Here is a 13647-nt window from a genome sequence, read left to right as displayed (position 1 = left end):
ACATAGAAACTATCTATTGTAATCAATGATTTTTCTAGGTATACTGTAACTTTATCCATAAAAGCATCAACTATCGAATTATACATAACTTCAGATTTTGTATCGATACTTAGATGATGTAAAGCGTTAAAAAAGGAGTTTTTATGAATGAAGTCAACAAACAAAGTACAACCTGTATTTTACTGGGCAATTGGGATATTGGCTGTGATTATTTTTTCTGGTGTCCTATTTCCAAACACCCTAGAGAGTATAACCGGAATTATAAAAGGTTTTATTTCGTCTACTTTTGGTTGGTATTATTTAATTGTCGTTACATTTTTTGTAATTGTATCCTTGTATTTAATTTTAAGTTCTTATGGGAATATTAAGCTTGGAAAGCCAGATGAAAAGCCCGAATATGGCTATTTGACATGGTTTGCAATGCTATTTAGTGCTGGTATGGGAATTGGTCTTGTCTTTTTTGGTGCGGCAGAACCACTATCACACTTTGCGATTCAGTCACCTACGGTTGATGAAGGAACAAGTGAAGCAGCAAGAGAATCTATGCGATTTGTTTTTTTTCATTATGGTGTACATGCTTGGGGAATTTATGCCGTTATTGCACTTTGTATTGCATACTTTAACTTTAGAAAAGGAAAATCCGGTTTAATCAGTGCTACACTTTCTCCAATTATGAATACAGATGGAATCGCAGGTAAGGTAATCGATACGTTTGCCTTGGTTGCAACGGTTACAGGTATTGTAACTAGTCTTGGTCTTGGTGCAGTGCAGATGAATGGTGGACTCTCGTACTTAACAAACTTGCCAATATCATTTTTTATTCAGGTCATTATTATCATCATTGTAAGTATGTTATTCTTAACTTCGGCTATGACGGGATTAGATAAAGGGATTCGTATCCTTAGTAATTTTAATATGGTGTTAGCTTTAATTTTGTTTTTATTCATCGCGATATTTGGCGGAGCTACCTTATATTCGTTGGACCTTTTCACAAACACAATTGGAACATATATACAGACCCTTCCTGAACTCAGTTTACGTAGCGCACCGGGTAGTCCAGATGACCGTGAATGGATTACGAATTGGACATTGTTTTATTGGGCGTGGTGGATAGCTTGGTCTCCATTTGTAGGTACTTTTATTGCAAGAGTGTCAAGGGGGCGTACAATTAGAGAATTTACGATTGCGGTTTTAATTGTCCCTTCTTTAGTTGGTTTTATCTGGTTCTCGTTGCTTGGAGGAACAGGAATCTTTCTTGAAGCGAACGAAATTATTAATATTTCTACTCTTGCAGAGGAAGAAATGTTATTTAGTATCTTAGGTACAATGCCGTTTAGCACAATTGCATCGATATTAACGATCATTTTAATTGGGGTTTTCTTTATAACTTCTGCTGATTCAGCGACATTTGTTTTAAGTATGCATTCCACTAATGGATCGTTAAATCCAAAAAATCGAATTAAATTCGTTTGGGGAATTGTACTCTCATTAACAGCAATCACACTATTATACAGTGGAGGGCTGCAAGGAGTACAAAATGTAATGATTATTGCAGCTTTCCCATTCTCTATTATCTTACTGCTTATGGTATTTGCACTTCTCAAGTCATTGAAATTGGAAAAACTCAATGCAAAACAACAAAAAACTAAATTAAGAAGTAAGGATTAAATGGAGTGAATAACGAATCGGATTGTAATCCTCGGGATTACAATCCTACTTCAATTTACAAAAAATACCAACGGACTTTATCCTGTTGGTATTTTTTTATCGTATTTTTGGGTGAAATTTTATTGCATTAGAAGTCGAAAAAGCGTATTATTATAAAAATTAAATTAATTGGATGGTGGCAAAGATGAATCCAGTTTTAAAAGAGTTTCCAGAGGAATTTACGACAGAGCGATTGATTATTCGCATGCCAAGGCCGGGCGACGGAAAAGTTGTGTATGAAGCAATAAAAGCCTCAATAAATGAATTGAAGCCGTGGATGCCATTTGCCGGGTACGAGCAGACCGAGAAGGATGTCGAGTTGAATATTCGATCAGCACATATTTCATTTCTGAAAAGGGAAGATCTTAGGTTGTTAGTTTTCCTAAAAGAGACTGGAGAATTTATAGCTTCTTCTGGTTTGCATCGGATTAACTGGGCTATCCCTAAATTTGAGATAGGTTATTGGATTGATACGCGCTTTAGCGGGAAGGGATATATGACAGAAGCGGTTCAAGGCATTGTTAATTTCGCGTTCACAGAATTACATGCCAATCGATTAGAAATACGCTGTGATACAAGGAATCAAAAAAGTCGAGCAATTCCAGAGAGGATAGGTTTTGTGTTAGAAGGTGTTTTAAGAAACGACGATCTTTCTCCAGATACAAATGAACTTCGAGATACATGTGTTTATGCGAAGCTTGCTTAAGCTAATTTTGGATATAATAAGAAGGGAAGTAGGTTAAAAATATGAAAAAATTGATTTTATAGAAGGGAGCATTACCGATGACGGCTTTATTTTTAGTCCCACATCAAAAAAAGTACGCGGAAGAAATATCTCGTCTATCCTCAGCACCCCAAGTAAAAGATGCTTTAGGATTTGACGATGAACAAACTTCTGTTGAGGGGACTAGAAATTTTATTACCTATATTTTTGAACAGGAAATGCTGGGGAAACTCTTCTCCAGAGTTATATTGAACAGTGATAGAGAACCAATAGGTGTGATTACATTGAAGGATATTGATCGAATTCATAATACCTGTCACATTGGTACTTGGATAGGGTATCCCTTTTGGGGAAAAGGCTATAATGCATTAGCCAAAGCTGAAATTCTACATATTGCTTTTACAAAGCTCCAGTTAAACTATGTATTTGCTGGTGCAAAAAGGGTAAATATCCGTTCGCAAAAGGCACAGGAAAAGCTTCCATACATAAGGATAGGTGTTGAGCATGAATTTCCCGAGGAGCATAAAAAGCTTGAAGCGCAGGTTGAAGCTCCGTGCATGTTGAATGTAATTGAAAGAGAGCGGTTCATGACATGGTGGTATACAAGCAGAAAATGATTTTTTTAGAAGGAGTACAAAATGGAATGAAAATTAGAAAGCTTCATCATTATGAAAGCCCGCCAATGGACTTATTGCTCATGGCTGATCCTTCTCAAAAGCTTGTTGAAGGGTATATGAAACGTGGGGAATGTTTTGTCATGGAGGATGATAACCAAATAATCGGTGTTTATGTTCTTTTGCCGACAAGGCCAGAAACAATAGAATTGGTAAATATTGCTGTGGCAGAGAATGTACAAGGAAAAGGGATAGGAAAAGTACTAGTCATGGATGCGATTGAGCGTACTAAATTGATTGGTTATCAAACAATTGAGGTAGGAACTGGAAATTCCAGTATTGGGCAATTGGCTTTTTATCAAAAATGTGGATTTCGAATAACGCATATCGATACAGACTTTTTTATTCGGCATTACGAAGCGGATATTTTTGAAAATGGGATATGGTGTCGAGATATGATACGTCTGTCGCAAGATTTGTAGCGTCTCTGTTAAACTTTTGAAGTAAATCGTGTAAGGGGCAAATTTTATGGTTATTCCTGGAAGGCTAAAAGCATTTGATGATAAATCGCTTTATTTAATCTTATAAAAGTCCGCCTAAACGTACGACCATGTATACTTTTAGGCGGATTTATTATTTATACGTAATTAAAGATAGCCTCCATTAATGGAACATTCCTGATTCCCTTGATTTTTTGATTAATTTACGTGTATGTTTATTAATCGGTTGTTTCAAAAAGACACCAAGTATGAAGGCTGCAAGGCCAAATAGGAGTAAGAAAGTCATATCCCGTAAAGCACGGCTCCAGACAATTCCACCAACCGCTTCACGCATCAGGTCAATTGCATATGTGAATGGGAGGAATGGATTAATCATTTGGAAGAAATCTGGTAGTAATACAACTGGATAGGTTCCACCAGATCCTGCGATTTGCAAAACTAATAGAACGATAACCGTTGCTTTTCCTATATCACCAAACACGGAAACAAGTGTATAGATGATAACCATGAATACCAAACTGATAAACAGGCCAAACACAATTAACCAGATAGGGTGGGCCGCTCCAACCTGTAATAGCAAGAGATCACCTGAAGTGATAATCAATGTCTGTAAGATACCGATTGTCATAAATGTGAATAGTTTACCGAAATACTGTTCTCGTATTGTAAAGCCTTCGGGTTTGTGAACTTCGGTTGATAATAGTGAAATAAGTAGTAACCCACCAACCCAAATGGCTAATACCGTATAAAATGGTGTCATTCCAGTACCATAGTTGGCAATCGGAAAAATCTTATTCGCATCCAATACAATTGGCTCTGAGAAAAAGCTTTTCTCGGCTTCTGGGTCATTTTGCAGCAGCTTAATGATTTCTTCGATGTCTGTTTCTCCTTGAATCTGTCGAATTCGATCCGCTAATTCTGTGATTTTACTGTTCACATATGGATACTCACTAAGTATGCTTTCTAATAATTCCTTCCCCTCACCGAGATTGGTATTTGTTCGAGCTAACATATTTTCAATCTCTGGAATGGTTTCTTGTATTTCCAGCAAAATTCCTCGAGCTTCGTTCAATGTTGTTTGAGCGTTGTTCACACTCTCTAATACAGTAGGCTCAATCGTTTCTTTATATTCCTTTACGAACGTATCAACAGATTCGTTCGTAGTTGCTGCACGTTCTTTCAGACCATCAAGTAAATGGGTCATTTCTTCATTTGATTCATACATAAATGTAAGGAGATCGGAACTTCCTCTTTGAATATTCTCTAGCTCAGTTTTCAGTGCTGCAAGCTGTTCCAGTGCAGCATCTATTTCCTCTTGGTTTGGACTATTTTCATCCTCAGGACTTGATTGCTCCTCTAGTTGCTGTAAAATCGCCTCAATAGATTCGATTTGCTGGATAGCTTCGGCAGCTTGCGCATCGATTTGTTCAGACAATTGTTCGCTGTTTGTAAAATCAACGTCAGCTGTATGGATATCCTGAATGAATGTATTGATGTTCGCAGTAACTTCCTGTGCATGCTCTAAGTTCTTCTGGATTTCAGGAGCCAATTCATTGAGACGGTTTTCAGCCTCATTTAGAAATGCCACTGTATCATCAATCGTTTGAAGTCCATTTTCTGTTATACGCTTTGCATCCGGTATTAATTCTTGTGCATTATGAATGATATCCGTAGCATGATTCGCATCTGCTAACGACCCTGTTAAAACATCATGAATTTCCGGCAGTCTTTCTTCCATTTCAAAAATGTAATTTTTAAAACGTTCCATATCCGGTAATTCATTTTCTAATTCAATTCCAATCGTATTAAATAAGTCAAAAATAACACCATTAACAGTTGAAATGAATTGGCTGCTTACATTTTCTACAATGACACTTGCACCTTTATCTGTCATTTTTGGACTGATAGCATTTATTTTTTCATTCACATAATACTCGACGTTTGCTTTCTCTGGCTGGTCGCTTATTACAGTGGCGAGCTTTTCTGAAAAATCCTCTGGAATAATGATTACGGCAAAGTAATCGCCATATTCGACACGCTCCATTGCAGTTTGACGGTCAGTAAAGTGCCAATCCATCGAGTCGTCTTCTTTCAATGTATTAATTAACTCGTCCCCAACAAGAATATCTTCGTCGTGAACTGTTGCACCTTGATCTTCATTCACAATACCAACTGGCATCCGGTCGAGCTGACCGTAAGGATCCCAAGAGGCTATTATATTAAACCAAGCATATAGAGAGGGGAGTAACACAAGCCCTCCAATAATTACTAATGCAATCCAGTTTGTTCCTGTTTTTTTCATATCGGTTGAAAATATCTTCCAACTATTCTTCATTGTTTCGCTTCCTTACTTTAAATTTTGTTTCGATAATAGTACAAATTATAACAATGCGTTAAAATTAATGCCATATTGGTAGCGTTAATGAATTATTTAGAAATTTGTTAGCTATTTGTAAAGCATGCAATAATAGGGGAAGAGACCTTGTTTAAAGCATTAAAGGATTCTTTAATTCTAATGGTTTGAAAAGCAGGAAAGATAAAAGTAAAAGAAGATAGAGCAGGGGAAGCGACTTATAGAAGTGGAAAGGGAAAGAAAGCCCACTGAATGAAGTTTCATATCATCGATCATCGATGAATTTATAGTTTTATATTAGCCTATCGATCTTATATTGTACCGGTTTTAAACATATTAAAACAGACCAGCGGCACTGGTCTGTTTCTTTCTATCTATTCGTGTTCGGTTTATAAATAAAGTAATCAAAGTCAGCCGGTATACTTTCACCAGATGTATCCTGGCATTGCATACCTACAAAGGCTCCGGTAAAGAATCCACCGCCTCGAATGTAGTCATCTGATAACTTGTAGGAATAGAATGGTACAGGAATTCTCTCCCAGTTCTCTCCGTTAAATGAATAGGAATAGTGATAAATGTTCGTGTCAACATCTACCCGCAAATAAACATCCTTTACATGAGCAGGGATTTCAATTAGCTTATCCTTTAATGGTTGATCAAAAGTAAAGTTATCACAGGTTGTCAAAGCTAGTACTCTACCTTTTTCTTCATCCCAAGTAATTTGTAAAGCAGTCCAGTTTTCAGTATTGTAGTAGTTTACTAATCCTGCAGCTTGCTGGAAAGAATTTGGATTAAATGCTAGTTTTGTTTCTGCAGTAAAAGTAAAGTGTTGCCAACGTCTTGCAACAAATCCCTGTGTAAATTTAGATGTTAAGGATTCTCTTCCGTAAATACGTAAATGCCCTGGGTTCTCATGTAATGAGACGATTTCATTACCTAAAGGGATACGTAATGTTTGAAAGTTTAAGTCCAATGTTTGTGAGTCAAAATCATCTTTTTCATTTTCTTTTTCCCATTTTACTTCTTCAATTGCTGGACCTTGTATCTCAAGGGAAGGTTCATTTCCACCAACCACATATGGCCACTCGTTCTTCCATTCAAGACGCTGTATTGCCGTCTCACGGCCGAGCGGACAGAAGCCTCGCGGGTCTAATAAAGGCTGTCCTTCTTTTGGCAATGGGCGACCAGTTAAATGCACCAAGAACCACTCGTCTGTATGAGTTTGTACAATCGATGCATGTCCTGCTTTTTGCAGTGGATTTCTAGGGTTTGGCATAGAAGTAATTAATGGATTATCCGGGTGAACTTCATATGGCCCCAAAAGGTTTTTAGAACGTGCAATAGTAGCTTGGTGATCATATTTTGTACCACCTTCTGCCGTTAACAAATAGTAGTAACCATTTAATTTGTACAGATGTGGTGCTTCCGTTAACATAACGTCGGTGCCTTTAAAGATCACTTCTTTTTTACCAATCAGTTTTTGTTGCTCTGCATCATATTCTTGAAGGACAATGCCATAAAAGTTATGGTTGCCGACACGGTGATCCCAAAGCATATTTAAGAAATATTTTTTGCCACCATCATCGTGGAACAGGGAAGGGTCAAAGCCAGAGCTATTTATATGAATTGGTTCAGACCATTCTCCATCAACTGTATCACAAGTAACGAGGTAGTTATGGCTATCCTTCCATTGCCCCTCCGTTACTTTAACATCTGTATAAATCAGCCAGAACTTACCATCACTATAGGAAAGTGCAGGAGCCCAGATACCACCTGAATTTGGATTTCCCATCATGTTTAATTGACTTAAACGATTTAAAGGTCTAGAAACTAGACGCCAATTTTTCAAATCCTTAGAATGATAAATACCAACACCTGGGAACCATTCAAATGTTGAAACGGCAATGTAGTAATCTTCACCGGAACGACAAATGCTAGGATCGGGATTAAAGCCTGTTAAAATTGGATTTTGTATAGTTGTCATCTTATTCACCTCAAAAGTTATTAAATTCATCTGACAGTATGCGCTTTCTTTTTTCGTGCTAGGATACCTTGAAATGGACGGCATCCGTGAATACAATTTTAATACTTGCTATACTATTTTTTGATTAATCATTCGAACTAAAGCGCTGAAATTACCTTATCCTCATAAATGGTACGATATAAAAATTCCTCAGCAGAAAATGCAGCAACACCTAAAGCAGTTGAGTGGGTACGTAAATTGGAAAAATTAATGTTTAAATCCTTTTGACTAAACCATAATGATTGATTATGAATCCAGTTTGTCATCGGTTTCTTTAAGAATTCCTCTGCTTCAGCCATTCTATTTCCTATAATCACCTGTTCTGGATTAAAGATGTTAATAATGTTATTAATTCCTACTCCTAAATACTTTCCAATCTCTTCAAATAATTGAATAGCATCTGTTTGACCATTATGGGCAAGATCAATAACTGCTCCTAACGAAAGGTCTTTATAATCATCATGCTTTAATCCCAAACGTTCTGCATTTAGTAACAACGATTTTTCTGATGCGTATAATTCCCAGCAGCCTTCACTTCCACAACTACATTTTGATCCATTGACCTCAATGGTCATATGTCCGAATTCTCCAGAGAAGCCATTATTTCCTCTATATAGCTGACCGTTTAGGATCAGTCCAACTCCAATACCGATGCCAACACTAACGTAAATAATGTTATTAAACGTTTTTCCAATTCCAAAGTTTTTTTCGCCATATGCTCCAGCGTTGGCTTCGTTTTCGATGGTAACAGGAACACGGTATCTTTGTTCGAGTGTTGATTTAAGGTCGACGTTTCTCCAGTTCAGGTTAGGAGCAAGTAGAATCTTTTTATCTTTATTAACGACACCTGGTACGCCAACACCAATACCGATAATATCGAATGGACTGCTTGGTGCAGCAGCAATAAGGGAATCCGTAATCATATATACGTTGTCCAGTATTTCTTCATAGGTTAGACTAGAGAAGTTCACTTGTTTCTCAGCACATATATTTCCCTTTAAATCTGTTAACACCCCTAAAATATAATTTACCCCCAGGTCAATCCCAATGGAATAACCAGCAAGCTGATTGAAAAGTAGCATAACGGGTCTTCTGCCACCACTAGACTTGCCTGGTCCTGATTCATTGATTAACTTTTCATCCAATAACTCATTAACTAGTGAAGAAACAGTACCTTTATTTAATCCAGTAGAAGTTGCAATATCTGCTCTTGAAATAGGGGAGTTGTGAATAATTGTTTCTAAAACTAAGAATTTGTTTTCTTTTTTAACTACGTGTTGGTTCCATGTTTTATTCGTTTTCATCTGATTTCAGCTCTTTCTCCCATTTTTTACAATAGTATAGCATAATTTAATACTAACACAAACTTTGTTCATCGACTAGACGAACGATGTTGTTTTTGGTATTATAAGATTAGCTTATAGCTCATAAGCAAAAAATAATATTGGAGGGGGTATTCATGAAAATGAAGAAAGCGGTTACATTTTTAACAGTACTTTTTGCATCTATTTTTTTATTAGCTGCTTGTGGTGGCGAGGATTCAGGAGGTAATGGTACAAGCTCTGGCAATACAAAATCAATAAAGTTTATGCACTTATGGCCAGAAGGGAGCTCTGCACAGCATCATAAAGTTGTAAATGAAATTATTACAGATTTTGAAGCTGAAAATGACGGAATTACAATCGATCTTGAAGTGTTAAGCAATGAACAATATAAAGATAAGATTAAAGTGTTATCTACATCAAATGAACTGCCTGATGTTGGTATGACTTGGGCGGCAGGATACATGGAACCATATGTGAATGGGAATATGTTTGCAGCAGTTGATGATATTATTGAAAGCGATTTATCGGATAGTTTTGTACCTGGTACTGCAGAAGCATTTTCAATTGATGATACTGCATATGGTCTACCGCTGGAGTTAAATATTTCTACTATCTTTTATAACAAAGCAATTTTTGATGAGTATAGTTTAGAAGAGCCACAAACAATAGAAGAACTACATGAAATTGTTGATACACTGAATGAAAATGGTGTTAATCCAATTGCACTTGGTAATAGGGATGCATGGACAGGATCGATGTGGTATATGTATTTAGCTGATCGATTTGCTGGGGAAGAGGATGTTTTAACACAAGCCATTAATCGTGAAGTCTCTTTTGAAGATCCTGCTCTAGTACAAGCTGCACAGGAGATTCAAAAACTAGTAGAATCGGGTTCATTTGTACAAGGGTTTAATGGTCTTGCAGATGAAGAAGCAAAAAGTATGTTTATGGGAGAGCAAGCGGCAATGTACTTGATTGCAACTTGGGATCTACCGAACTTTACAACCAATGAGGATGTACCACAAGAATTTAGAGATTCGGTAGGTTATTTTAAATTCCCAACAGTTGATGGTAGTGGGGATAGTAACAGCTATGTAGGTGGTCCAGGAGTTGGTTTATTCGTATCGGAAAACTCTGATGTAAAAGAAGAGGCAAAAGCATTTGCTTCCTATTTTGTACAACAATGGGGAGAAAAAGCTGTGACAGAGGTTGGGATAATTCCAGCAACTAAAGTGGATGCCGATTCTTTAGACCTTCCACAAATGTATGTAGATGTATTAAATGACTTAAACGAAGCTACTAATATCACGTTGTATGCAGATGTTCAAATGAGTGCAAGTGCTGCACAAGTACATTTGGATATGATTCAAGCGTTATTCGGTGGTGATGTAACACCAGAGGGATTTGCAAAAACACATGAAGATACGCTATCAGCAGAGGAATAGATTCTAGCAATAACTTAATAGAAAAGGGCGTATCCATCAACATTAGGATAGTCCTTTTCCACTCTTAATAAGACTATGGAGTTGAATGGTATGAATAAAGTCATGTCCAATAAATGGATTATTATCTTATATACGTTTCCTGCACTCCTGTTAATTGCTGTTCTTATTGTTATTCCATTAATTCTTTCTGGGTATTTTGGGTTAATGGATTGGGATGGTATCGGGGCAATGGAATTTATTGGTTTGGATAATTATATAGCTGCATTACAGGATACGAAGTTTTGGGATAGTACCTTACATTCCTTTTTACTAGCATTGTTTTCTGCATGTAGTTTAATTGGATATTTAGCTGTTGCTCTAATATTAGCTTCCAAAATCAAAGGTGCTAGCCTTTTGAGAAAAATCTATTTAATACCAATGCTTCTTTCTTCTGTTGCTATTGCGCAACTATGGATTAAAGTCTATAACCCTTCAAATGGGATGTTAAATAGTATTTTACTAGGTTTAGGTATTGATAATCCACCTGCATGGTTAGCCGATCCAAATATTGTACTATACGCAATTTTTGTTCCGATTATTTGGCAATATGCTGGGTTTTATATTTTAATTTATTATGCTGCCTTAAAGAACATTCCTGAATCGTTAATTGAAGCAGCTAAAATTGATGGGGCAACACCACTGCAAATCGCATTAAAAATTAAAATACCATTAATCATGAATGTATTTAAAGTGACTATTGTTTTATCTATTGTTGGATCGCTAAAATACTTTGATTTAATTTATGTTATGACAGGTGGGGGACCAAACGGTGCAAGTGAAGTAATGGCATCCTATATGTATAAATTAGCCTTCTCTAGTTATAACTTTGGTTATGGTAGTGCAATAGGATTCTTATTATTGATCATAACCTTAATTGTTACGGTAATTATTCGTAAATTAACCGTCAGCAAAGATGAAATTCAATATTAACAGGGGGTTCAGCGTATGCGTCGAATTGGTTACACACTACTCTATGTATGCTTAGGTCTTGTTGCTGTATTCCAAATCTTCCCGATTTTATGGTTGTTTATGTTCTCTTTAAAGTCGAATCAGGAGATTTTTGCCGGTAATCCTTTTGCTCTTCCTTTAGAACCAAGATGGGAAAATTATTTAAAAGTATTTGATGGTGGCATTGGAACCTATTTTTGGAATAGCATATGGATTACAGCGCTAGCAACAGTTCTTACTATACTAGTTGCAAGTATGGCAACGTTCGCGATTACAAGAATGAAATGGAAGTTAAGCAGTCTCGTACTAGGATTAATTATGGTTGGTCTGATGATTCCGATTCATTCTGCATTAATTCCTTTATATAACATGTTTTTAAATGTTAATTTAATCGATAATCCATTGTCCATCGTCATTACATATGTAACGTATAACTTACCAATTACAGTGATGATATTACTTGGCTTCTATACAACAATACCTCGTGAAATTGAAGAAGCTGCAATCATTGATGGAAGTTCGATTCATCGATTATTTTTCCGAATCATCCTGCCGATATCAGCACCAATAATGTCCACGACCGTTATTATCAATATGATTTACAACTGGAATGAGTTCGTATTTGTCAATACTTTTATCAGCTCTGAAAAATATAAGACACTCACAGTTGGAATTCAGAACTTTATTGGCCAGTACATGACGGACTGGGGAGCAATTGGAGCTACATTGGTTATCAGTGTTCTTCCTATTATTGTTGCATTTTTATTCTTTAGTAACAAGATTATGGAGGGAATTACAGCAAGTGCTGTTAAAGGATAGTAGTTATGTGACCGGAGGGACTGAATGGTTAATTCTATAAGAATGATTAAGAGGAAAGACCACCTTGCTATTTTTTCAATAGTATGAAGTGGGAGGTGGTCTTTATACATCTTATCCTTTTTTATCTTGTATCCTATCGAAAGCATGTAAGCTTAGCCAAGTAGTAATGAAAGCATAGGTAACACTTCCGAAAATAAAGAATAAAGCAGGGATTGCGCGCATTATGAAAAAAACAGAGACGATACATATCATCATCAAAAAGCTATGTATTGGGCTGATTATCATAATTAATAGTGTGTTTTTCAAAAGTGGAACTATTTTTAAATCATAATGTACAAAGCTAGGAAAAACGTAAAACAAAAACAAAGCAACAAAGAGCATAAATGCAAATAATGGAATATATGTCCAAGTTAAAGCGGCATTCATATTGACTTGTATGTAATAGATATCAATTATAATGAAGGCGAAAAGAATATTAAGGAACAATCCCATCAAGTTGCTTTTTAGAAAATCACGTTTGTAATAGACCCAATATGTTTTCAAAACAGGGAGGTCTGATTTGCCTCGTAACCAATCACGAACCATAGCGAACATGGCAATGGTAGCTGGGTAAAAACCAAAAATAACACCGCCAGCTAATGTAAAAATAATCCATAAAAGGTTGACGTAGGCGAATTTTGTAATCCATTCTAAAATATTATAAATAGTGCTCGTTGTACTGTTCAAATGAAAGACCTCCTTAGGGGGAAATGAATCTAATAGTCCCATATAAACCTATTTAGATTAAGTATATTATTACCATAACGAGAAACCGTATAAGTTGTCCAACGTAGAATCAATGGTTTAGTAATGTAGAATAACTCCACTAAATTGTAACCCAATCGTGAGTAAAATTATGATTTAAAGGATTTGATAATTTAACTTTGTTTATTCGATGGACGAACTAATGAAGCGGTGATATAATTATATCATGAAAGCAGTTACAGTTGTATCTTTTTATAATTTCTAACATAAACTTAGGAGGCTATAAACAATGACTTTTTTCAACCATATTCATAAAATCCAATATGAAGGTCCACAATCTACGAACCCACTAGCATTTAAATTTTATAATGCCGAAGAAAAAATCGGTGGCAAAACAATGGAAGAA

General features: G+C 36.2%; 11 protein-coding genes. 7 read left to right on the top strand and 4 right to left on the bottom strand.

Going from position 1 to position 13647, the window contains the following annotated elements; translation table 11 throughout:
• The first annotated feature begins 147 nt into the window (after positions 1-147).
• The 4 genes from F1560_RS02950 (at position 148) to F1560_RS02935 (ending at position 3527) form a co-directional block, all read left to right on the top strand.
• On the top strand, positions 148-1668 hold the full coding sequence (locus F1560_RS02950) for a BCCT family transporter (RefSeq protein ID WP_149473152.1): 1521 nt from the start codon (positions 148-150) through the stop codon (positions 1666-1668).
• Positions 1669-1852: 184 nt separating this feature from the next.
• Positions 1853-2413 (top strand): GNAT family N-acetyltransferase, encoded by a 561-nt coding sequence (locus F1560_RS02945; protein ID WP_149473151.1) that lies wholly within the window; start codon positions 1853-1855, stop codon positions 2411-2413.
• 77 nt (positions 2414-2490) lie between these two features.
• Positions 2491-3048 (top strand): GNAT family N-acetyltransferase, encoded by a 558-nt coding sequence (locus F1560_RS02940; protein WP_149473150.1) that lies wholly within the window; start codon positions 2491-2493, stop codon positions 3046-3048.
• Positions 3049-3074: 26 nt separating this feature from the next.
• Positions 3075-3527 (top strand): GNAT family N-acetyltransferase, encoded by a 453-nt coding sequence (locus F1560_RS02935; RefSeq protein ID WP_149473149.1) that lies wholly within the window; start codon positions 3075-3077, stop codon positions 3525-3527.
• 181 nt (positions 3528-3708) lie between these two features.
• On the opposite strand, the gene F1560_RS02930 is transcribed toward F1560_RS02935, so the two are convergent.
• From F1560_RS02930 to F1560_RS02920, 3 genes are all read right to left on the bottom strand, one after another.
• Complete coding sequence (locus F1560_RS02930; protein ID WP_149473148.1) at positions 3709-5880, bottom strand: YhgE/Pip domain-containing protein; 2172 nt, start codon at positions 5878-5880, stop codon at positions 3709-3711.
• Between the two features lie 388 nt (positions 5881-6268).
• Positions 6269-7882: a glycoside hydrolase family 43 protein gene (locus F1560_RS02925; protein ID WP_149473147.1), complete on the bottom strand. Its 1614-nt coding sequence runs from the start codon at positions 7880-7882 to the stop codon at positions 6269-6271.
• Positions 7883-8019: 137 nt separating this feature from the next.
• A complete protein-coding gene (locus F1560_RS02920; protein WP_149473146.1) occupies positions 8020-9225 on the bottom strand; it encodes an ROK family transcriptional regulator in 1206 nt (401 codons plus the stop codon).
• A 155-nt stretch (positions 9226-9380) separates the two neighbouring features.
• Between F1560_RS02920 and F1560_RS02915 the strand changes: the two genes are divergently transcribed.
• The 3 genes from F1560_RS02915 (at position 9381) to F1560_RS02905 (ending at position 12497) form a co-directional block, all read left to right on the top strand.
• Positions 9381-10691 (top strand): extracellular solute-binding protein, encoded by a 1311-nt coding sequence (locus tag F1560_RS02915; RefSeq protein ID WP_149473145.1) that lies wholly within the window; start codon positions 9381-9383, stop codon positions 10689-10691.
• A 90-nt stretch (positions 10692-10781) separates the two neighbouring features.
• Entirely contained in the window at positions 10782-11660 is an 879-nt protein-coding gene (locus F1560_RS02910) for a carbohydrate ABC transporter permease (RefSeq protein ID WP_149473144.1), read from the top strand.
• A 15-nt stretch (positions 11661-11675) separates the two neighbouring features.
• Complete coding sequence (locus F1560_RS02905) at positions 11676-12497, top strand: carbohydrate ABC transporter permease (RefSeq protein WP_149473143.1); 822 nt, start codon at positions 11676-11678, stop codon at positions 12495-12497.
• Between the two features lie 111 nt (positions 12498-12608).
• Here F1560_RS02905 and F1560_RS02900 read toward each other — a convergent pair whose 3' ends face one another.
• Positions 12609-13223, bottom strand: coding sequence for a YesL family protein (locus F1560_RS02900; RefSeq protein ID WP_245347729.1), 615 nt, complete (start codon positions 13221-13223; stop codon positions 12609-12611).
• Between the last annotated feature and the right edge of the window lie 424 nt (positions 13224-13647).

It is taken from the genome of Oceanobacillus polygoni (assembly GCF_008304605.1).
Classification (GTDB): Bacteria; Bacillota; Bacilli; order Bacillales; family Amphibacillaceae; genus Oceanobacillus; species Oceanobacillus polygoni.
The sequence above is the reverse complement of the archived record's forward strand: the minus strand, read 5'-3'. Positions and strand labels throughout refer to the sequence as shown.